We start from the raw sequence: 21,470 nt of genomic DNA on the forward strand, positions 1-21,470 counted from the left end.
TGGCAGCGCCCGCACACGGCGCTGGCACGGGCCTGTCAGGAGGAGTCGCGGACCACCAGCGTGGGGCTGAAGATGACAGTGCGCGGGGAGCGACCCGGCTCGCGCAGCCCGGCCAGCAGCAGCCGGGCCATCTCGCCGGCCATCTCCTCGACCGGCTGGTGGATGGTCGTGAGCTGGGGATGCGCCTCGAGCGCGGCGCTGCTGTCGTCGAAGCCGACCACCGAGATGTCGTCGGGCACCCGCCGGCCCGCCTCCTGCAACACCCGCACGGCGCCCTCGGCCATCAGGTCGTTGGCGACGAACAGGCCGTCGAGATCCGGGTGGGTCTCGATCAGCGCGCGGGCGGCGGCCTCGCCGCTGGCCCGGGTGAAGTCGCCCTCGGCGACCGGCGGGCTGGGCAGCCCGTGCCGGGCCAGCGCGTCGCGGAAGGCGGAGAGCCGGTCCTGCCCGGCCGGCATGTCCTGCGGCCCGGCGATCGTGGCGAGCCGCCGCCGGCCGCGGGCCACCAGGTGGTCGGCCGCGAGGCGGACGCCGGCCGGCTGGTCGACGTCGACGTAGCTGAGCCGCACCGGCCGGCCCGGCCGGGCGGAGAGCACGGTGGCCACGCCCATGTCGGCGAGTTGGCCGGGGAACGGGTCGGCGGCGTGGCTGGAGATCAGCAGGACCCCGTCGACGTGCCCCTGCCGCAGGTAGCGCAGCACCTGGTCGTGTGCCGGCGGGTCGGCCGGGATGATCACCAGGTGGATGCCCTCCGGGCGGAGCACCTGCTGCGCGCCGGCGGTGAGCCGGCCGAAGTAGGGGTCGGTGAACACCCGGTTGAGGAACGTCGCGGCGTATTCGCGGTGGTCCGGCGGCTCGCTGATGACCAGAGCGACCGAGTCGGTCCGGCGGGTGACCAGCGACCGGGCCGCGAGGTTGGGCACGTAGCCGGTCTGCTCGATGGCGCGCTCGACGGCCGCCCGCATCCGCGGGTCGACGGTCGGCACGTCGTTGATCACGCGCGAGACGGTCGCCCGCGAGACACCCGCGGCGACGGCGACCTCGTCCAGGGTTGGCGGTCGGGGCGGATCCGCGGGCCGGGTGGTCACGGGACCAGTTATAGCACCGGAACCATCACCGGAACTTCCGGTAGAACTTCCGGGCTTGCGCGACCCGTTGGACCCCGCCGGCCCGTTTCCGGGCCGGCGGGGATAGCGCGGTTGATGGGTACGGGTCACGGTGTGCCGTTGACGCCGCACTTGATGACGGGTCGGATGCAGTCGCGCACCCGGCGCTCCATCTCCGCCTCGGGCCAGGCGTTGAAGAAGTCGCCGTGCATGGTGAAGCCGCGGCCGGAGGAGAGCCGGATCCGGGCCGGGTCACCGTTGACGGGGTAGCGCAGCACCTGGCGCAGCTTGGGCACCGGCACCGGGTGGGTGGCCGGGCAGTCGCCGTTGACCGGGTAGGCCATGTGGCTCTTGTGGTCGGCCGAGTCCAGGTCGCGGCCGTTCCAGCACTGCGGGAAGTCCAGGTAGGACTCCAGCATGCTGCCCGCGGGACAGGTGATGAAGTCCTTGCCGGCGCCGGCCTCGTTGTGGTGCAGGCAGGACCAGCGCGAGATGGTCGTCGCGTCGGGCGCGGTCGCCTTGGCGTTGCCGGCCACGATCCGCAGCCCCAGCGGGAGCGGCTGGATCCGGGCGGTCACGTCGGCGCGTACGCCCTCACCGAGGTAGTAGAACACCCCGGTGGTCGGCTCGACCGGCTGGTCGTCGTAGTAGAGGGTGGGCACCCAGTAGGAGGACAGGTCGATGGCCGGGTTGCAGTTGCTGGTGCCGGCCACCAGGTCGGAGATGTTGGTGTAGGCGTTGGTGCCGCGCGCGCCGAAGAAGCTGTGCATGTGCGACGCGCCGGGCAGGCTCGGGAAGACGATCGGGTCGTCCGGGAGCCGGTGTGAGAACGGGCAGTCCGCGAGGAACTCGGACACCCGCACGATGGGGCCGGTCGGCGGTGGCGGGGGCGCCGCGCCGCCGACGCCGTAGACCTGGAACTCCCAGAGCGAGACACCCCACTGGGTGGCCCGCCGGGTGGTGTTGACCCGCACGTAGCGGCCGCTACCGGAGACCGTGAGGTCCTGGTTGCCGCCGGTCGCGGTGGTGGTGCTGTAGATGGTGGTCCAACTGCTGCCGTCCGCCGACGTCTGGATGGTGTACGCGCTGGCGTAGGCGGCCTCCCAGCGCAGCACCACCCGGCTGACGGTGGCACTGGCGCCGAGGTCGACCCGCAGCCACTGCGGGTCGCTGAACGCGCTGGCCCACCGGGTGCCGTTGTTGCCGTCGACGGCGTTGCCGGCGGGGGTCCCGCCGTTCTCGGTCGACGACGCGCTGGCCGCCCGGCCCTGCGAGATGAGCGGGTCGGCCGCGACGGCATCACCGGCGGCGGCCACCAGGTAACCACCGAGCAGCAGAACCAGCACGGCGGCGAAGCTTGCTTTTCGTCGCATCGGAACTCCTCCCTGTGCCTAGTTCTGGTAGACCCGGACGTAGTCGACGAGCATCCGGGACGGGAACGGGGTGGTGCCGTCGACGGGGCCGGGGAAGTCTCCGCCGACCGCGAGGTTGAGGATCACGTAGAACGGGTGGTCGTAGACCCATGGGCCGCGGGTGGCCTCGACGGTCGCCTTGCTGGCCACGAACACGGTGTTGCCGTCGAGCTTGAACGTCATGGCCTTGCTGTCCCACTCGACCGCCCACACGTGGAAGTCGTTGGCCAGGTCGACGCCGCCGGGCGCGGTGTATTTCTGCCCGTATCCGCCACCGCCGTTGTAGGCGGGGGCGTGCAGCGTGGAGTAGCCCTCGGTCGTGTTGCGGCCGAGCACCTCCATGATGTCGATCTCGCCGTTGTAGGGCCACGGCCGGCCGGTGAGGAAGTCGGCGCCCATCATCCAGAACGCCGGCCAGAAGCCGTTGCCCTTGGGCACCTTGATCCGGGCCTCGATCCGCCCGTACTGGACGGTCATCTTGGTGCCGGTGTTCATCCGGTGCGAGGTGTACTGACGGCCGCCGGCTGCCTCCCGGCGCGCCTCGATGACCAGGGAACCGGCGCCATCCATGTTGGCGTTGTTGTTGTTCGTGTAGTACTGCAGTTCGTTGTTCTGCCCGGTGCCGGTGTCGATCGTCCACTTCGCCGGATCCGGCTTGCTACCGGCCGCGCCGTTGAACTCGTCACTCCACACCAGACGGTTGGCGGGGAACACCGGGTCCGGTGGCATCGCCGGTGGCGTGGTCGGGTTGCCGCCGGTGCCGAACACCTTGAACTCCCACAGCGAGTAGCCGTAGGCGCTGGACCGCGCGGTGCCGTACATCCGGACGTAGCGGCCGGTGCCGGTGACGTTGAGGGTCTCCTTGAAGCCGGCGCCCGTCGTGGTGGAGTAGATGGTCGTCCAGGTGGTCGCGTTGGACGAGACCTGGATCTGGTAGGCCCGCGCGAACGCCGGGTCCCACTGCAGCACCACCTGGGTGATGCCGGCGGTGGCACCGAGGTCGACGTAGATCCAGCCCGGGTCGACCCAGCCGGTCGTGCTGCTGGTGGCCCAGCGGCTGGCCGGGTCGTTGTCGAACGCCCGGGCCGGGGTGCACTCGAAGCAGTTGGCGTCGCTCTGGCTGGTGCTGGCGACCGCCGGCTTGTTGTAGGAGAGCAGCCGGACCTCGCCACCGGGCGGTGGGTCGGTGGGCGGCGGCGTGGTGGGTGGCGGGTCGGTGGGCGGGTTCGTCGGTCCACTACCGGTACGGACCTGGAACTCCCAGAGCGAGTATCCGAAAGCGGTGCCCCGCGCGGTGCCGTAGACCCGCACGTAGCGGCCGGAGCCGTTGACGGTCAGCACCTGGGTGCCGCCGGTCCCGGTCGTGGTCGAGTAGACCGACACCCAGGTCGCGGCGTCGGTCGAGGTCTGCACCTGGAACGCCCGCCCGTAGGCGGCCTCCCACTGCAGCGTGACGCCGCAGATCGACTGGGTGCTGCCCAGGTCGACCTGGAGCCACTGCGGGTCGGCGGCGGCACTCGACCAGCGGGTGCCGGCGTTGCCGTCGACGGCCGAGCCGGCCGGGAACGCGGCACTCTGGGTCGACGACGCGGTGGCGGGACGGCCCAACGCGGCGTTCGCGGTGCCACAGCCCCCGGAGCCGGCGATGCTCCCGTAGACCTGGAACTCCCAGAGCGAGACCCCGTACCCGGTGGCCTTGGCGGTGGCGTTGACCCGCACGTAGCGGCCACTGCCGCTGACCGTCAGGTCCTGGATCCCGCCGGTGCCGTTGGTGGTCGTCTGGATGGTCGTCCAGGTGGTGCCGTTGGCCGAGGTCTGGACGGTGAAGGCGGTCGCGTACGCGGCCTCCCAGTTGAGCACGACCCGGCTGACCGTGGCTGTGGCGCCGAGGTCGACCTGCACCCACTGCGGCACGCTGAATGCGCTGGACCAGCGGGTCGCGGTGTTGCCGTCGACGGCGGCGGAGGCCGGCGTGCCGGCGTTTTCGGTTGACGAGGCGGTGGCGGGGTGGCCTTGCGAGATCAGCGGATCCGCCGCCGCGGCGGTCACCGTGGTGGCCACCAGGAAACTGGCGAGAAGTGCGAGCACGGCGCCGCCTGCGGCGGCCAGGCGCCATCGTCGGCCGGGCATGACCCGACTCATGTGGGTCTCCTTTACGTGGGACGGGACGTAAAGAGAGCGCTCTCTTCCGCGCCACTCTGACGGGTCACCCAACCGCTGTCAATGGCTGATGGCCGTCGATGGCTCAAGGTGGGGAAACCCGGCCGCCGACTGGGTCGATTCGCGGGTGTCGATCGCTTGACGCGCCACGCCGACGGGCGCAAGGTGGGGGAAGCGCTCTCTGAGCCGGGTCTCGCGGCATGTAACGAAACCGCAACGGATCCTTGACATGGCGCTCACGTTCCTCGATGGTCGGGAACCAAGTGAGAGCGCTCTCTCCCATCCGGCACCTCGCACCCCCACCACCACAGGCACATCCCAGAACCTGCCGTGGAGAGCGCTCTCCAGACCCTGCCCAGATAACCGATCGCCTGGAGGAGTCCATGCGCCGCAGGTTCACCGCGGTCGTCCCGATCGTCGCCGCCGCACTGCTCGCGACGGCGGCATGCGGGAGCGACGATGGCGACAACCAAGCCGCCGACGACGGTCCGGTCACGCTTACGGTCGCCACGTTCGGTGAGTTCGGATACAAAGAGCTCTACGCCGAGTACATGCAGCTGCACCCCAACGTGAAGATCACCGAGCGGATCACCAAGACCGAGGACCACCACAAGAACCTCGCCGCCCACCTGGCGACCAACACCGGCGCCGCCGACATCGAGGCGCTGGAAGAGGGCTGGATCGGCCAGTTCACCGCGCAGCCGTCGAAGTTCTACGACCTGACCGAGTTCGGCGCCAACGACATCAAGGCGCAGTGGCCCGAGTGGAAGTGGAAGGTCGGCACCTCGAAGGACGGCAAGGTGATCGGTCTCGGCACCGACGCCGGCGGCATGGCGATGTGCTACCGGACCGACCTGTTCCAGAAGGCCGGCCTGCCGACCGACCGCGCCGAGGTCTCCAAGCTCTGGCCGACCTGGGAGCAATACATCGAGACGGGCAAGAAGTTCGAGGCGGCCAAGGTGCCGGGCGCGCACTTCTTCGACGGCCCGACCGTCATGTACCGGTCGATCCTCGGCCAGGCCCCGGTTGGTCTCTACGACGGCGACAACGTCGTGGTCGACAGCAACCCCGACGTGAAGAAGGCGTTCGACCTGTCGGCGGAGGCCGTGACCTCGGGGCTGTCGGCCCGCGCCGAGGCCTGGACGCCGGCCTGGAACGCCGGTTTCGCCAAGGGCACGTTCGCCACGCTGGCCTGTCCTTCGTGGATGATGGCCTACATCCAGACCCAGGCCAAGGACGCCACCGGCAAGTGGGACATCGCTGACGTGCCCGGTGGCGGCGGCAACTGGGGCGGCTCCTGGCTGACCGTGCCCAAGCAGGGCAAGCACGCCAAGCAGGCGTACGAGCTGGCCAAGTGGCTGACCGCGCCGGAGCAGGAGGTCAAGGTCTTCCAGAAGTACGGCAACTTCCCGTCGACCCTGACGCTCTACAACGACCCGGCCATCAAGGACTTCAAGAACCCGTACTTCAACAACGCACCGGTCGGCGAGATCTTCTCCAAGTCGGTGACGACGATGAAGCCGCAGTACCTCGGCCCGAAGGCCGGTGACATCAACACCCAGATCATCAACGGCCTGACCCGGATCGAGCAGGGCAAGCAGACGCCCGACCAGTCCTGGCAGCAGGTTCTGACCGACGTGAAGGCGCTTCTCTAAGAGATCCCCGCCCGCCTGGTCCCGGTGCGCATCCGCGCCCGGGACCACGGCGCGCACCGAGTAACCGGAGGTGACGGGGATGACCCAGTTGGCGACGGAGGAGCGGGTGGGGCCGCGCCGCGGCCTGCTGCACCGCCTCGACGTCAAGGGCTCGCCCTACCTGTACATCGCGCCGTTCTTCATCCTGTTCCTGGGGTTCGGCGTATTTCCGCTGATCTTCACGGCCTGGGTCTCCCTGCACGACTGGAGCCTGCTGTCCGAGGAGCACACGTGGATCGGCTTCGGCAACTACACCAAGCTCTTCGACGACCCGGCGTTCTGGAACGCGCTGTGGAACACCGTGTCGATCTGGGTCCTCTCCACCGTGCCGCAACTGTTGCTGGCGCTGGTTCTCGCGCACGTGCTCAACCAGCGACTGCGCGGCCAGACGTTCTGGCGGATGACCGCGCTGGTACCCAACATCACCAGCGTCGCCGCCGTCGCCATCATCTTCAGCCAGCTCTTCGGCCGCGACTACGGGCTGATCAACTGGGTGCTCGGCCTCTTCGGCATCGACCACATCGACTGGACCGCCAACACCTGGAGCTCACACGTCGCGGTGTCGTCGATGATCATCTGGCGGTGGACCGGCTACAACGCGCTGATCTACCTGGCCGCGATGCAGGCGGTGCCCAAGGAGCTGTATGACTCGGCCTCGCTCGACGGCGCGACGAGCTTCCAGCAGCTCCGGAAGATCACCGTGCCGGCGATCCGGCCGACCATCATCTTCACGGTCATCATCTCCACGATCGGCGGCATGCAGGTGCTCGCCGAGCCGTTGCTGTTCGGCGGCAACGGCCTGACCGGCGGCTCGGACCGGCAGTTCCAGACCCTCGCGCTCTACCTCTACGAGGTCGCGTTCGGCCGCTTCGACTTCGGTTACGCGTCGGCGAGCTCGTGGGTGATGTTCCTGATCATCGTGATCGTCGCCGCGATCAACTTCGGCATCACCAGCCGGCTTCGGAGGAGCTGATGGCCACTACCCTCGCCCCGCCGCCCCGGCACCTCGGCCAGCCGCCGACGGCCCGCCGCCGGATCCGCCGCGCGTTCCGCCGCCGGCCCGGCAAGCTGACCTACCTGATGCTGACGGCGATCGCGTTCTTCTCGTTCTTCCCGCTCTACTGGTCGGTGGTCGTCGCCTCCCAGGACAACAGTGCCCTCGGCAAGATGCCGCCGCCGGTGCTGCTCGGCGGCAACCTGTGGTTCAACCTCAAGCGGGCGTTCACGATGGTCCCGTTCGAGAAGGCCCTGATCAACTCGTTCCTGGTCGCCGGTGCCATCACGCTCAGCGTGGTGCTCTTCTCCACGCTGGCCGGCTTCGCCTTCGCGAAGCTGCGCTTCCGCGGCCGCAACATCCTGCTGCTCAGCATCATCGGGACGATGATGGTGCCGACGACGCTCGGCATCATCCCGCTCTACATGCTGATGGCGAAGATCCAGTGGACCGGCACCATCTACGCGGTCATCGTCCCGGCGATGGTCAACGGCTTCGGCGTCTTCTTCATGACGCAATACCTGTCCGAGGCGGTGCCCACCGAGTTGCTGGAGGCCGGCCGGGTCGACGGTTGCTCGACCATCCGGCTCTTCTGGCACGTGGTGCTGCCGGCCGCGCGGCCGGCAGCCGCGGTGCTGGGCATGCTGACGTTCCTCACCGCGTGGAACGACTTCTTCTGGCCGCTGGTCGTGCTGACGCCCGAGGATCCGACCGTCCAGGTCGTGCTCTCCACGCTGTCTGCCGGCCGGATCACCGACTACTCGCTGGCGCTGACCGGCGCGCTGATCGCGATCCTGCCGCTGCTCGTCGTCTTCGTCGTGCTGGGCAAACAGATCATCGGAGGAATCATGCAAGGAGCCGTCAAGGGATGACCATCGTCGAGGAAGCCACCGACGCCCATCTGCTGCGGTTCCCGGAGGGGTTCCGGTGGGGCGCGTCCACCGCGTCCTACCAGATCGAGGGCGCCGCGCAGGCCGACGGGCGGTCACCGTCCATCTGGGACACCTTCGCGCGTACGCCCGGAATGGTCTTCGGCGGCCACACCGGCGACGTGGCCTGCGACCACTACCACCGGTTCGCCGACGACGTCGCGCTGATGGACGACCTGGGCCTGCGCACCTACCGGTTCTCGGTCGCCTGGCCGCGGATCAAGCCCGACGGCACCGGCCCGGTCAACCCGCGCGGCCTCGACTTCTACGACCGGTTGGTCGACGCGCTGCTGGAGCGGGGCATCGAGCCGATGGCCACCCTCTACCACTGGGACCTGCCGCAGGTGCTGGAGGACCGGGGCGGTTGGACCAGCCGGGAGACCGCGCACGCGTTCGCCGAGCTGGCCGCCGCGACGGTGGCCCGGCTCGGCGACCGGGTGCGGACCTGGGGCACGCTCAACGAGCCGTGGTGCTCGGCCTTCCTCGGCTATGCCAGCGGGGCACACGCGCCCGGGCGGCAGGACCCGCGGGCCGCCTTCGAGGCGGCGCACCACCTGTTGCTGGCACACGGCGCGGGCGTCGAGGCGCTGCGGGCCGGTGGCGCGCGGGAGGTGTCGCTGACCCTCAACCTGACCCGGGTGACACCGCGGGACCCGGCCGACCCGCACGACCGGGCGGCCGCGGACCTGATCGACGGCCTGCAGAACCGGATCTTCCTGGACCCGGCGCTCAAGGGCGGCTATCCCGACGACATGCGGGCGCTGTTCGACCGGTTCGGTGCCGGCGGGGTGATCGAAGACGGCGACCTGGCCACCATCGCGGCGCCGATCGACCTGCTGGGCGTCAACTACTACCAGCCGGCGGTGGTCGCGGCCCAGGTCGGCGCGGCCGCCAACCCGAACTATCCGGGCAGCGAGGGCATCATCTACCCGGCGCAGGACACACCGGTCACCGCGATGGACTGGCCGGTCGACCCGACCGGGCTGGGCGACCTGCTGGTCCGGCTCTCCGTCGACTACCCGGGCACGCCGCTGATCGTCACCGAGAACGGCGCGTCCTACGTCGACACGGTGGTCGACGGCCGGGTCGCCGACCCGGCGCGGATCGGTTACCTCGATGGCCACGTGCGGGCGGTGCACGACGCGATCCGCCGGGGCGCCGACATGCGCGGCTACATCGCGTGGTCACTGCTCGACAACTTCGAGTGGGCGTACGGGTACGACAAGCGGTTCGGCCTGATCTACGTCGACTACGCGACGCAGGCCCGGCTGCCCAAGGACAGCGCGCTGTGGTTCCGCGAGGTGATCCGCCGCAACGGCCTCACACCGTAGCCGGGCGTCTAGGGGACGGTCCGGTCGATCGCGGCCGGGCCGTCTTCGTCGAGTTCGGCCTTGGCCCGCGCGATGTTGTGCGGCGTCGGGTCCTTGCCCTCGGCCTCGGCCAGGTCCTCGGGGTCCCACGGCTGCTCGGCGCCGGTGCGGGGCTCCCAGCCCGGCTCCCGGAACACCGGACTGTCGTCGTCCGGGCCCCCGCCCGTCTCGAACTCCGAGATCGCGGTGTCGTCCTCCACGGCGTCCGCGACCTCCTCGGACTCTTCCAGTGGCCGTTCATCGCTCATGCGCGAGCGCATACCCCGCTCCCCGGCGCGCTATGCACGACGGAAGGGCCCGTTATCAACGCAAGCGTTAACAACGGGCCCTTCCTCCGCCCTCAGCCCTGGGTGATCCGGACGTCGTCGACGCCGGCCTCGACCAGGCTGGCGGTGCTCGCGTCGACCGCCCGGAACACGATCCGGACCGACTGACCGGCGTACGGCGTCAGGCTCGCCGTGCGGGTGGCCCAGGCGCCGTTGCGGTTGCTGGCCGCGCCCGCCTGGGTGAACAGGGTGGTCGTGCCGCCGCTGTGCACCACGGCCGCGGAGAACGAGTCGGCGCTGCTCGAGTTGCTGCCGTGCGCCAGGTACCAGGAGAACGAGAGGGTCAGCGGGCCGCTCGCGGGCAGCGTGATCGCCGGCGACTGGATCGTCGTGGTGCCGCCGTCGACGTCGAAGTCGCCCGCGGCGGTGCCGGCCGAAGCCCCGGTGACCAGGTCGTTGGTGCCGCTGACGGTGGTGCCGAGCTGCTTGGCGCCGTTCGACGCGGTCGCGGCCGGGTCGCCGCGCACCCATTGCCCCAGGGTCGCGGTGTCGGTGCCGGCCGGGTTGGTCGTCCAGCCGGTCGCGGTCTCGAACGTGTCGGTGTAGACGGCCGCCGGGGGAGCGGGTGGGCTGACCGCGACGTTCCAGACGGCGTACGCGATCGCGTCGGCGTTGCGGTCCAGCGCGGTGTCGTTGATGTTGGACGTGGTGTCGCACGAGCGGTGGTAGCAGGCGTCGAACGCGACGCCGGACGAGCCGCCCCACTTCGCCGCCTGTGCGGCCGTCTTGCGCTGCTCGGCACCGGTGAAGGTGCCGCCGGCCGGGATGCCGGCCGCGATGAACGGGCCGTAGTCGCTGCGGCCGTCGAAGTCGGTGCCCTCGGTCGGCACCCCGATGCCGGCGAAGTAGGTGGCCAGCACGGCCTCGAGCTGGGCCGAGCCGGCGGGGCCCGGGCCGGCGCCGGTGCCGTCGGAGTTGTCGCCGTCGTAGAGGAAGTAGCCGGGGTTGGGCGAACCGACCATGTCGAAGTTGTAGTAGGCCTCGATGTTGGCCCGGGCCGTGGCGCTCAGGCTGTCGACGTAGAAGTCGGAGCCGATCAGGCCCCGCTCCTCGGCACCCCACCAGGCGAACCGCAGGTGCCGGGCCGGCGCGATGCCCTGCCGGGCGACCTCGAGCGCGACCTCGAGGATCGAGGCGGAGCCGGAGCCGTTGTCGTTGATGCCTGGGCCGGCGGCCACGCTGTCGAGGTGCGAGCCGACCATGACGGTGTTCGTGGTGTCGCCGCCCGGCCAGTCGGCGATCAGGTTGTAGCCGGTCGCGCCGCCGTAGCTGAACGACTGCACCGCGGTGGTGAAGCCGGCCGTGTCGAGCCGGCCGCGCACGTAGTTGACCGACGCGAGATAGCCGGGCTGGCCGTGTGCCCGGTTGCCGCCGTTCGCGGTGGCGATGCTCTGCAACTGGGTCAGGGTCGCCTTGACGTTGGCCAGTGGGATGTTGGGCCCCGGCACGGCGGCGGCCGCCGGGCCGGCCACCGCCGCCGTGGTCAGCGCGACGGTCACGGCGGCCGTCAGCAGGATCGGGATGGTTCGGTTCATCCGCATGTCGCTCCCTTGTGGGTGAACGGGCATGTGCCGGCCGTATGGTCGCGACGCGCCGCGAGGCGTACAAGACATTGATGGGTTTCTTTTGAAGGTAAGCTGAAAGAGACCTGTGAGCGCAAACACAATCGATGCCGGGAATGGCGCACGGCCGAGTGGATTTGCAGGCAGTGTGATCGATCCTCCCGAGCTGTCGCTCCGGCAACGCGTCCGCCTCGTCGTCGTCCTCGGCTCGCTGATCGCCATCGGCCCGCTGACCATCGACATGTACCTGCCGGCCCTGCCGGCGATCACCGCCGACCTCGGCACCACGTCGACGGCGGTGCAGCTCACGCTGACCGGCACGCTCGCCGGCCTGGCGCTCGGGCAACTGGTGATCGGTCCGCTGGCCGACGCGTTCGGCCGGCGCCGCCCGCTGCTGCTCGGGCTCGCGCTGCACGTGCTGGCCTCGGTGCTCTGCGTGGTGGCGCCGTCGATCGGCCTGCTCGGCGCGCTGCGGGTGGTGCAGGGCCTGGGCGTGGCCGCGACCTCGGTGGTCGCGATGGCCGTGGTCCGCGACCTGTTCAGCGGCACCGCGTTCGCCCGGCTGTTCTCCCGGCTGATGCTGGTGATGGGCCTGGCGCCGATCCTCGCGCCGACGCTGGGCAGCGCCGTGCTGGAGGCGACCAGTTGGCGCGGTGTCTTCGTGGTGCTGGCCGGGTTCGGCGTGCTGCTCACGCTGACCGCGCTGTTCGCGCTGCGCGAGACGCTGCCGCCGCAGCGGCGGCGCAAGGGCGGCGTCGCCGACACCATGCGGACCTACGTCGGCCTGCTGCGCGACCGGGTGTTCGTCGGCATGGTGCTGGTCGCCGGGTTCGCGATGGCGGCGCTGTTCTCCTATGTGGCCGGTTCGTCGTTCGTCTTCCAGGACCAGTACGGGCTCGACGAGCGACAGTTCGGCTTCGCGTTCGGCGCCGGCGCGGTCGGCCTGATCACCGCCACCCAGCTCAACGTGCGGCTGCTGCGCCGCTTCACCCCGCAGCGGGTGCTGGTCGGCGCGTTGACGCTTGGCACCGGCGCCGGCGCTCTCCTGATCGCGTTCGCCGCCACCGGCTTCGGCGGCCTGGCCAGCCTGCTCGCCGCGCTCTGGCTGGTGCTGTTCGCGGGCGGCCTGGCGATGCCCAACTCGGCCGCGGTCGCGATGTCGCGGCACGGCGAGGCCGCCGGCACCGCCGCGGCGCTGCTCGGTGCCGTGCAGTTCGGCACCGGCGCGCTGGCCGCACCGCTGGTCGGCGTGTTCGGCAACGGTGCGTTGGCGATGGCGACGGTCGTCGCCGGCGGCATGGTCGCCGCCACCCTGGCGCTGCTGCTGGTCGCCCGCCCGCACCGGATGGCCGACCCCGACGCCGTGCCCGTCGAGACGCCCGAACTGGCCGCCGCCGTCGCCTGAATGCGCACTGCGCAGTCTCCCGTTACCGCCCAGTAGCCGAGCGCACCCGTGTTTCGCTGGATCGTGGGACCCGACGCGCGAGGGGGCAGCGATGAGCGGCTCGATCAACCCGGCCCGATCGCAATGGGACGTCATCGTCGTCGGCGGGGCACCGCCGGGCGAGACGATCTCGCTCTACAGCAGCCAGGCCGGGCTCTCGGTGGCGTTGGTCGAGCAGGACCGGGTCGGCGGTGAATGCCTGTTCTGGGCGTGCATGCCGAGCAAGGCGATGCTGTTGCCGGTGCAGGCCCGCAACCTGGCTGTCGACCTGCCGGGGATGCGGCAACTGGTCAACGGCCGGCGGGTCGACGCCGAAGCGGTGCTGGCCCGGCGCGACGAGATCACCTTCAACCACGACGACAAGCAGTCCGTCGACCTCATGCTGAGCAACGACGTCGACGTGATCCGTGGTCGCGGCCGGCTGGTCGGGCCGCGCAGGGTGGAGGTCAGCGACAACGGCCGCACCCGGGAGATCACCGCCGACAAGGCCGTGGTGCTCTCGCCCGGCACCGACGGCGCGATGCCGCCGATCACCGGGCTGGCCGACGCCCGCCCGTGGCGGTCGCGCGACGTCACCAACATGCACGACGTGCCGCGCCGGATGGTGGTCATCGGCGGCGGTGTGGTGGCCTGCGAGGCGGCGACCTGGCTGCGCGGGCTCGGCGTCGAGGAGTTGACGCTGGTGTTCCCCGGCGAGCGGCTGCTGGCCACGAAGGAGCCGTTCGTGGGTGGCCTGGTGCGCGACGCGTTCGAGGCCGACGGGATCACCGTGTTGACCGGTACGCCCGTGCACGAGGTGCGCCGCGAGCGGGTCGACGACCGGGGCATCGGGCGCACGCACGGTGGTGAGGCCACCGTGAGCGTCGGCGACGGCGAGACGCTCGTGGCCGACGAGGTGCTGGTGGCCACGGGTCGGGTACCCAACAGCCGCGACATCGGGCTCGAGGCGGTGGGTGTGCGGACCACCGACCGCGGCTTCGTCGAGGTCGACGACCACATGACGGTGCCCGGCACCGACTGGCTCTACGTGCTCGGCGACCTCACCGGCCGCGCGCTGCTCACCCACATGGGCAAGTACCACGCGCGGATCGCCGGCGAGGTGATCGCGGCCCGGGCCGCCGGCCGGCCGCTCGACGAGCGGCCCTACAACCCCTACACCGACCAGGCCGACAAGGACGGCGCGCCGCAGGTGATCTTCTGCGACCCGGAGGTGGCCTCGGTCGGGCTGACCGAGGCGGAGGCGCTCGACCGGGACATCCCGGTGGAGGTGGTGGAGCGCGACTTCGCCGGCATCGACGGTGCCCGGCTGGCCCGCGAGCACTACGTCGGGCGGGCCAAGCTGGTCGTCAACAACGCCGACGACACGCTGGTCGGCGCCACGTTCGTCGGCTCCGGAATGAGCGAGTTGCTGCACGGCGCCAGCGTCGCCGTCGTCGGCAAGGTGCCGATCAGCGCGTTGCGGCACGTGGTCGCCAGCTTCCCGACGATCAGCGAGATCTGGCTCTACCTGCTCGAGGAGTTGCGTCAGCGGCGGGTCGCGGCATAGCGCAACCGGATGCCGCTGAAGCCGACCGTGCTGGCCACCACCTCGTCCCAGAACGGCCAGAGGTTGGGCAAAACCCGCAGTTGGATGCCGGCCGCCTCGTGCAACGCGAACAGGTCGCCGACCGGCTCGGCCGGACCGAGCGGTGCGACCGGTTCGGTCGCGACCAGCGCGTGCGCCTCCGCACCGATCGGGTGGAACGGCGCCGCCGGCAGCCGGTAGGCGTAGAGCCGCACGTCGCGCATGGCCGGCAGGGCCGCGTATTCCACGGCGTGCACCCGGTTGCCCGAGCCGGCGCCGATGATCCGGTCACGGTCGGCCGGCGTGGTGTCGGGTGTCGTCCACGCCATCGCGCGCGGTGTGTCGCGCGGGAACCAGTAGTCGGGTGCGCGGTCGGCGCCGACCGCCCAGACGTAGGGCTCGGTCTCCGCCGACGTGGCGGCCACGTGCGGCACGAAGCGTCGGATCGTCGGGTCTTCGGAGAAGTGCAGCACCTCTCCCTCGGCCGGGCGCATCGGCACAGTCAATCAGCCGGTGCGCAACTCCTCCACCGCGGTGCTGCCGCGCAGGAACAGCAGCCCGACACCGACGGCGGCGACCACCGCGGCGACCGCCAGCAGCCCGTACGTCGCGACGGTGCCCAGCGGCAGCACGTAGGGCGCGGACCGGCCGTAGTTCTCGACCGTGTCGCCCATCGCCGTGCTGGCCAGTCGGCTGCCGACGAACAGGGCCAGCACGACCGAGGGCACCACCGGGACCAGCGTCTGCCACAGGATCGACCGGGCCAGCACGCCGCGGGGCACACCCGAGGCGACCAGCGCGGCGTACGCCCGGCGGCGCGAGACGATGCCCTCGCCGATTGCGACCAGCAGCCCGCCGGCCGCGATCACCAGGGCGACCCCGATCGCGAGGTCGACGAGGTTCATCGTGGCGAGATAGAAGTTGTCGCCGGAGAACACGAACCGCCCGGTGTCGGCCTCCATCGAGGCGATCTCGAGGTCGCGCATGATCTGGAAGTAGCCGCGCTCGCAGGCGGCGCCGGCGCCGACGATGACGCAGGCGAGCAGCGCGGCGAAGGTGCGGCCGCCCTGCCACGGGTCGGTCGTCAGCCGCCGCGCGGCCAGCAGCACCGAGGGGCGGTGCCCCCAGCGGTGCAGCAGCCGGCCGGACGCGTGCGAGATCCAGCCGGTGCCGAGGATGACTCCGAGGATCGCGCACAGCGGCCCGCCGATCCCGACCGTGACGACGAGGAAGTCCGGCGGCACGCTCTGCCGTGCCTCGTAGGCGCGGAAGATCGGCAGCACGCTGCTGGTGGCGACCAGCCCCAGCAGGATCAGCGCCCCCGGCCAGGGCAGCGGCGGGCGGGTGCGGCGGGACCGCCGGAACACGCCGAGCGGCCCGATCACCACCCGGCGCACCAGCAGTGCCGCGGCGAGGGCGGCGACCAGCGGAATGGCGACGACCGTGACCACGATGGCCGGCGGCGACGGCAGCACGTCGGTCGGGAACGGCAGCAGGCCGTCGGCCCGCGGCCGGTCGAGCAGCGAGTGTGCGGCGAAATAGCCGGCGGTGCCGGCGCCGGCGCCGATCAGGGCGGCGAGGCCGGTCTCGGCGACCACGATCAGCGTGGCCTGGCCGGGAGTGGCCCCGGCCAGCCGGAAGCCGGCGAGCCGCCGGTCGCGGGCGGGTGCGCCGAGCCGCGCGCACTGGCCGGCCAGGGCCAGGATCGGCATGGTGAGCAGGAGCAAGGTCAACGTCGTGCCGCCGCGCAGGCCGGGCTCGTCGAGCAGGGCGTTGCTGTAGCGGTGGTTGTCGATCCGCTCGCCCAGCTCGGGGATCGCGATGACGGTGAGCGCCGACAGGATGGCCAGCGTGCCCAGGGCCGCGCTGACGGCGGTGAGCGCGACCCGCAGGCCGTCGGTGCGGCTGCCGGCCAGGGCCAGCCGGAGCAGGGTCGACGGCTTCACCGCCCGTGCCGCCCTTGCACGGCGGTGAGGCCTAGCCCGCTGGGGTCGAGCGCACCGTCGCGCAGCGACACCTCGCGGTCGGCGTAGCCGGCGACGGTCGCGTCGTGGGTGACCAGCACGACCGTGGTGCGCTGGTCGCGGACCACGCGGACCAGTTGGCCGAGGAGTTGCTCGCTGGTGCGCGAGTCGAGGGCGCCGGTCGGCTCGTCGGCGAACAGCACCCGGGGCTCGGTGACCAGCGCCCGCGCCGTCGCGCAGCGCTGTTGCTGGCCACCGGACATCTCGCCCGGCCGGGTGTCGGCCAGTTCGGCCACACCCAACCGGTCGAGCCACTGCACCGCGGCGGTCCGCGCCTCTCGCCGCCCCGTGCCGGCGAGAAGCAACGGCAGCGCGACGTTTTCCGCCGCGGTGAGCTCGGGCACCAACTGCCCGAACTGGAAGAGCACGCCGAACTCGGTGCGGCGCAACCGCGCCCGCATCCGCTCCGACCAGGTGTCCAGGCGGTGCTCGCCGTAGGTCACCTCGCCGGCGTCGGGCCGCAGGATGCCGGCCAGGCAGTGCAGCAGGGTCGACTTGCCACAGCCGCTCGGGCCGGTGACGGCGACGATCTCGCCCTCGGCGATGTCGATGCTGACGCCGCGCAGGGCCGGTGTCGGTCCGTAGGACTTCACCACGCCCCGGGCACGCAGAATCGTCATGACTGCACCTCCCGATGCAGGTCGGCGACGCGGTCCAGGGTGTTGGCCACCCAGCGGAGGTCGGCGTCGAGATGGAGGATCGCGAAGTCGGCGGCGACCACGTCGCCGAGGCTGCTCTCCGGGTCGGTCTTGACGAGGGTGAGCGCGCGCAGCCGTTCCATGTGGGCCGCGCGCTGCGCGACGAGATAGTCGCGGGCCCGTGCCTCGCCGCTGACCAGCACCGCGACCGCGACCTTGGCGAACAGCGCGCTGGTCACGAACGGCGCCGGCGGCTCGATCTCGCTGAGCCACTCGTCGAGCCGGGCCCGGCCCGCCTCGGTGAGCGCGAAGCTGGTGCGCTCCGGCCCGCCCGCCTGGTCGTGCCCGCTCGTGGTGACCAGGCCGTCCCGTTGCAGCCGCCCGAGGGTGGCGTAGACCTGGCCGAAGGCGACCGGTTTGGCCTGCGGCAGCCGCTGGTCGTGCGACCGTTTGAGCTCGTAGCCGTGCATGGGCCCGTGGGCGAGCAGCCCGAGCAGCACATGCGTGGTCGACACGCCCTCACTATTCACCGAGTGAATAGTGAGCGTCAAGCCCCGGCGTTCAGAGCATCGTGTCCAGCGTGATCGGCAGGTCGCGGATCCGGCGACCGGTCGCGTGGTGCACCGCGTTGGCGATCGCCGCGGCCACACCGACGATGCCGACCTCGCCGAGACCCTTCGTCCCGGTCGGGGTGAACGCGTCCGGGCCGCCGACGAAGACCACGTCGAGGTCGGGCACGTCGGCGTTGACCGGCACCAGATAGTCGCCGAAGGTGCCGTTCGCGACCCGGCCGGTGTTGGGGTCGACGACGGTCTCCTCCAGCAGCGCCATGCCCAGACCCATGACGGTGCCGCCGATCACCTGGCTGCGGGCCAGCTTCTCGTTGTAGAGCCGGCCGCCGTCGATCACCGAGACGAGCCGGCGCAGCCGCACCAGCCCGAGTTCCTCGTCGACGCCGACCTCGGCGAACCGGGCCGCGAACGGGCCGGCCACGGCCAGCTCGCTGCTGCCGGCCGCGCCGGCGAGGTCGGAGTGTCCGGTCGCCGAGAGTTCGTCGAGGCCGAGCCGGTCGAGCATCGCGCCGAAGGTCTCGCCGGGCCCGCCGTCCAGGCGGGCGAGGCGCTCGGTCAGCTGGCCGGCCGCGTCCTTGACCGCGGCGCCGAGCGCGCCGGCCAGCCCCGAGCCGCCGGACTGCGGCGCCGGCGGCAGGTCGGTGTCGCCGATCTCGACCCGGACCTGGTCGAGCTCGAGGCCGAGCAACTCGGCGGTGAGCTGCGCCGCGATCGTGTAGGTCCCGGTGCCGATGTCGGTGGCCGCGGCCCGCAGCGTGGCGTTGCCACCCCGGTCGACGGTCAGCCGCACCTCGCACGGGTCGGCGTAGAAGTCGAAGGTCACCCCGGCCATCCCGTAGCCGACCAGCCAGTCGCCGTCGCGCATCGAGCCGGGCGCGGGGTCGCGCCCGGCCCAGCCGAACCGGTCGGCGCCGACCATCAGGCACTCGCGCAGCGCCTTGCTCGACCAGGGCTTGCCGGAGGCCGGGTTGACCTCGGCGTAGTTGCGCAGCCGCAGCTCGACCGGGTCGACCCCGATCTGGTCGGCCAGCTCGTCGAGCGCGGACTCCAGGGCGAAGTTCAGCTCCGCGCCGCCGGGCGCCCGCATGAACCCGGTGTACGGGATGTTGAGGTGCGCGATCCGGTCGTGGGTGGCGACGTTGTCGCAGGCGTACTGCACCGGCGTGCTGGCGACGATGTAAGAGCTGAGCCGGTCCTCGACGCCGTTGGCGGCCAGGCAGTCGTGGTCGATCGCGAGCAGCCGGCCGTCGCCGGTCGCGCCGAGCCGGATCCGCTGCCGGTTGGTCGCCCGGTGGCCGGTCGAGCTGAACATCTGGGGCCGGGTCAGCACCAGCTTGACCGGCCGGTCGAGGACCCGCGCGGCAAGCGTGGTCAGCACCGTGTGGCTCCACAGCCGCAGGCCGGCGCCGAACCCGCCGCCGAGGAACGGGATCAGCACCCGGACGTCGCGTTCCGGCACCTCGAACATGGCCGCCAGCGACGCGCGCACCATCGTCGGGTACTGCGTCGTGTCGTGCACCACCAGCCGGCCGCCCTGCCAGTCCGCGACCGTGGTGAACAGCCCCATCGGGCTGTTGGTCTCGGCCGCGATCGAGTAGGTCGCGTCGAGCGTGGCGTCGGCGGCGGCGAGCCCGATCTCCACGTCACCGCGGCCGGTCTCCAGCCCGTACGGGTTGGCCTCGACCACGGCCCGCGGGTCGCCGATGTCGAGCACCGGATCCTCGGCCGCGTACTCCACCTCGACCAGGCGCGCGGCTTCCTGTGCCTGGGCCCGGGTGCCGGCGACCACGATGCCGATGTGCTGGCCGTAATGGAAGATCCGGTCGTCCTGGAGCGTCCAGCGGGTGGTCGACCCGAGGTCGTTCGGCGGCGGTGGTGCCAGCGGGGGCGCGTTCTCGTGGGTGAGGACGGCCAGCACGCCTGGTGCGCCCTCCGCCGCCGAGCGGTCGATCCGGGTGATCCGGCCGGCCGCCACGGTCGACGAGACCAGGGCGGCGTGCACCTGGCCGGGTAGGTCGAAGTCGGAGGGGTAGGGCGCGGCGCCGGCCACCTTGCGCCGGGCGTCGACCCGGTCCAGCGGCCGCCCGAGCAGCCGGTCCGTGAGCGTCGCCGTCATGTGGTCACCGTCCGCAGGATCCGCACGATCGTGCGTTTGGCCAACTCGACCTTGAACTCGGTGCCGGGCACGGTGAACGGGTCGCGGATGGCCGCCTCGGCCGCGGCGCGGTAGGTGCGCTCGTTGGCCGGTGCGCCGACCAGCACCCGCTCGGCCTCGTAGGCGCGCCACGGCACCGTGCCGACCCCGCCCAGCCCCAGCCGCGCGAACGCGACCGTGCCGTCGTCGACCCGGACGGCCGCGGCCGCGGAGGTGAGCGCGAACTCGTAGGAGGACCGGTCCCGGACCTTCAGGTAGCCCGACCGGGTGCCGGCCGGCAGCAGCGGCAACTCGACGTGGGTGACCAGTTCGCCGTGGCGCAGCACGGTCTCCCGGTCCGGCCGGTCGCCGGGCGTCAGGTAGAACGCCGTGAGGGGCACCCGCCGGATGCCGTCGGCGTCGCGCAGCACCACCACCGCGTCCAGCGCGACCAGCGGGACGCACGGGTCGGAGGCGTGCAGCGCGATACACGACGGGCCGGCGCCGAGGATCGCGTGCATCCGGGCCACACCCTCGACCGCGGCGCAGCCCGAGCCCGGCGTGCGCTTGTTGCAGGCGGCCACGGCGGGGTCGCGGAAATAGCGGCAGCGGGTGCGCTGCAGGAGGTTGCCGCCGATGGTGGCCATGTTGCGCAGCTGGGTCGAGGCGCCGGCCAGCAGCGCCTCGCGGACCAGCGGCAGCCGGGCGCCGACAGTCGCGTCGGCGGCCAGCTCCTCCATTGTGGTCAGTGCGGCGATCCGCAGGTGGTCACCGGTGCGCGTGACACCACGCAGCGGCAGCCGGCCGATGTCGACGAACCGGCTCGGATGCACCACCCGGTCCTTGAGCGCCAGGTCCAACTCGGTGGTGCCGCCGGCCAGGAACGCCGCGTCCGGCTCCTCGCTGACCAGGGCCACGGCGCTGGACGGGTCGGCGGCCCGGACGTACTCGATGCCGGTCATGAGCCACCAGCCACCTCGCGGATCGCCGCCACGATGTTGGGGTAGGCCGCGCAGCGGCACAGGTTGCCGCTCATGAACTCGCGGATCTCGTCGTCGGAGCCGGCCCGACCCTCGCGCAGTAGCGCCACCGCCGACATCACCTGCCCTGCCGTGCAGTAGCCGCACTGCAGTGCGTCGTGCCGGACGAAGGCCTCCTGCACCGGATCGTCGGCGAGCCCCTCGATGGTGGTGATCTCGCTGCCGTCGCACTGCGCCGCGAGGGTGAGGCAGGAGACGATCCGCTTGCCGTCGCGCAGCACCGTGCACGCGCCGCAGGCGCCCTGGTCGCAGCCCTTCTTGGTGCCGGCCAGATGCAACTGGTCGCGCAGCGCGTCGAGCAGCGTCGTGGTGCTGTCCAGCCGGACGGGATAGGTGCGCTCGTTGACCCGCAACTGGACGGTCACCTCGGTCGAGCGGGCGGTGGTTGCCGAAGACATGGGGACTCCTCGTGCCGGCGGCCGCTTTCCGGCGACGCTACCGGCGGTGCCCGGCACGAAAAGCCGTTCGCGAACCTTTGCCCGATGGGCAATCCGGCGTACG

Annotated in this window: 18 protein-coding genes; 6 read left to right on the forward strand and 12 right to left on the reverse strand. The window is 71.5% G+C overall.

The annotated features are described in order from the left end of the window. Nucleotides 1-35 precede the first annotated feature (35 nt). The 3 genes from AB0J74_RS17050 to AB0J74_RS17060 form a co-directional block, all read right to left on the reverse strand. Nucleotides 36-1,088, reverse strand: coding sequence for a LacI family DNA-binding transcriptional regulator (locus AB0J74_RS17050; protein ID WP_363448727.1), 1,053 nt, complete (start codon nt 1,086-1,088; stop codon nt 36-38). Between the two features lie 125 nt (nt 1,089-1,213). After that, a complete protein-coding gene (locus AB0J74_RS17055) occupies nt 1,214-2,479 on the reverse strand; it encodes a DUF1996 domain-containing protein (RefSeq protein ID WP_363448729.1) in 1,266 nt (421 codons plus the stop codon). 18 nt (nt 2,480-2,497) lie between these two features. Then, a complete protein-coding gene (locus AB0J74_RS17060) occupies nt 2,498-4,660 on the reverse strand; it encodes a discoidin domain-containing protein (protein ID WP_363448731.1) in 2,163 nt (720 codons plus the stop codon). A 401-nt stretch (nt 4,661-5,061) separates the two neighbouring features. Between AB0J74_RS17060 and AB0J74_RS17065 the strand changes: the two genes are divergently transcribed. The 4 genes from AB0J74_RS17065 (at nt 5,062) to AB0J74_RS17080 (ending at nt 9,626) form a co-directional block, all read left to right on the forward strand. Then, nucleotides 5,062-6,333: an extracellular solute-binding protein gene (locus AB0J74_RS17065; RefSeq protein WP_363448733.1), complete on the forward strand. Its 1,272-nt coding sequence runs from the start codon at nt 5,062-5,064 to the stop codon at nt 6,331-6,333. 79 nt (nt 6,334-6,412) lie between these two features. Further along, the gene (locus tag AB0J74_RS17070; RefSeq protein WP_363448735.1) at nt 6,413-7,345 is read left to right on the forward strand and encodes a sugar ABC transporter permease; all 933 of its coding nucleotides are present in this window, start codon (nt 6,413-6,415) and stop codon (nt 7,343-7,345) included. A gap of 107 nt (nt 7,346-7,452) precedes the next feature. Continuing rightward, entirely contained in the window at nt 7,453-8,238 is a 786-nt protein-coding gene (locus AB0J74_RS17075; RefSeq protein ID WP_363448935.1) for a carbohydrate ABC transporter permease, read from the forward strand. After that, entirely contained in the window at nt 8,235-9,626 is a 1,392-nt protein-coding gene (locus AB0J74_RS17080; RefSeq protein ID WP_363448737.1) for a GH1 family beta-glucosidase, read from the forward strand. Before AB0J74_RS17075 ends, AB0J74_RS17080 begins: the two co-directional genes overlap by 4 nt. Before the next feature lie 8 nt (nt 9,627-9,634). On the opposite strand, the gene AB0J74_RS17085 is transcribed toward AB0J74_RS17080, so the two are convergent. Together AB0J74_RS17085 and AB0J74_RS17090 are read right to left on the reverse strand one after the other, a co-directional pair. Continuing rightward, nucleotides 9,635-9,913 carry a hypothetical protein gene (locus AB0J74_RS17085; protein WP_363448739.1) on the reverse strand — a complete coding sequence of 93 codons (279 nt, stop codon included), beginning with the start codon at nt 9,911-9,913 and terminating at the stop codon, nt 9,635-9,637. 92 nt (nt 9,914-10,005) lie between these two features. Further along, nucleotides 10,006-11,526: a M28 family peptidase gene (locus AB0J74_RS17090; protein WP_363448741.1), complete on the reverse strand. Its 1,521-nt coding sequence runs from the start codon at nt 11,524-11,526 to the stop codon at nt 10,006-10,008. A 175-nt stretch (nt 11,527-11,701) separates the two neighbouring features. Between AB0J74_RS17090 and AB0J74_RS17095 the strand changes: the two genes are divergently transcribed. Continuing rightward, on the forward strand, nt 11,702-12,958 hold the full coding sequence (locus AB0J74_RS17095; RefSeq protein WP_363448743.1) for a multidrug effflux MFS transporter: 1,257 nt from the start codon (nt 11,702-11,704) through the stop codon (nt 12,956-12,958). Nucleotides 12,959-13,049: 91 nt separating this feature from the next. Further along, on the forward strand, nt 13,050-14,543 hold the full coding sequence (locus tag AB0J74_RS17100) for an NAD(P)/FAD-dependent oxidoreductase (RefSeq protein ID WP_363448745.1): 1,494 nt from the start codon (nt 13,050-13,052) through the stop codon (nt 14,541-14,543). Here AB0J74_RS17100 and AB0J74_RS17105 read toward each other — a convergent pair. From AB0J74_RS17105 to AB0J74_RS17135, 7 genes are read right to left on the reverse strand one after another with little or no spacing between them, the layout of a single operon-like run. Beyond that, nucleotides 14,522-15,055, reverse strand: coding sequence for a DUF6886 family protein (locus AB0J74_RS17105; protein WP_363448747.1), 534 nt, complete (start codon nt 15,053-15,055; stop codon nt 14,522-14,524). The genes AB0J74_RS17100 and AB0J74_RS17105 overlap by 22 nt on opposite strands. Before the next feature lie 12 nt (nt 15,056-15,067). Beyond that, nucleotides 15,068-16,507 carry an FtsX-like permease family protein gene (locus AB0J74_RS17110; RefSeq protein ID WP_363448749.1) on the reverse strand — a complete coding sequence of 480 codons (1,440 nt, stop codon included), beginning with the start codon at nt 16,505-16,507 and terminating at the stop codon, nt 15,068-15,070. Beyond that, on the reverse strand, nt 16,504-17,205 hold the full coding sequence (locus tag AB0J74_RS17115) for an ABC transporter ATP-binding protein (RefSeq protein WP_363448751.1): 702 nt from the start codon (nt 17,203-17,205) through the stop codon (nt 16,504-16,506). Before AB0J74_RS17115 ends, AB0J74_RS17110 begins: the two co-directional genes overlap by 4 nt. Next, the gene (locus AB0J74_RS17120; protein WP_363448753.1) at nt 17,202-17,738 is read right to left on the reverse strand and encodes a PadR family transcriptional regulator; all 537 of its coding nucleotides are present in this window, start codon (nt 17,736-17,738) and stop codon (nt 17,202-17,204) included. The genes AB0J74_RS17115 and AB0J74_RS17120 overlap by 4 nt, the downstream gene beginning before the upstream one ends. Before the next feature lie 46 nt (nt 17,739-17,784). Next, nucleotides 17,785-19,911 carry a xanthine dehydrogenase family protein molybdopterin-binding subunit gene (locus tag AB0J74_RS17125; protein WP_363448755.1) on the reverse strand — a complete coding sequence of 709 codons (2,127 nt, stop codon included), beginning with the start codon at nt 19,909-19,911 and terminating at the stop codon, nt 17,785-17,787. After that, on the reverse strand, nt 19,908-20,891 hold the full coding sequence (locus AB0J74_RS17130) for a xanthine dehydrogenase family protein subunit M (protein ID WP_363448757.1): 984 nt from the start codon (nt 20,889-20,891) through the stop codon (nt 19,908-19,910). Before AB0J74_RS17130 ends, AB0J74_RS17125 begins: the two co-directional genes overlap by 4 nt. Beyond that, nucleotides 20,888-21,367 (reverse strand): (2Fe-2S)-binding protein, encoded by a 480-nt coding sequence (locus tag AB0J74_RS17135; RefSeq protein ID WP_363448759.1) that lies wholly within the window; start codon nt 21,365-21,367, stop codon nt 20,888-20,890. Before AB0J74_RS17135 ends, AB0J74_RS17130 begins: the two co-directional genes overlap by 4 nt. Between the last annotated feature and the right edge of the window lie 103 nt (nt 21,368-21,470).

This window comes from Asanoa sp. NPDC049573 (assembly GCF_040676615.1).
In the GTDB taxonomy this organism is placed as follows: Bacteria; Actinomycetota; Actinomycetes; order Mycobacteriales; family Micromonosporaceae; genus Asanoa.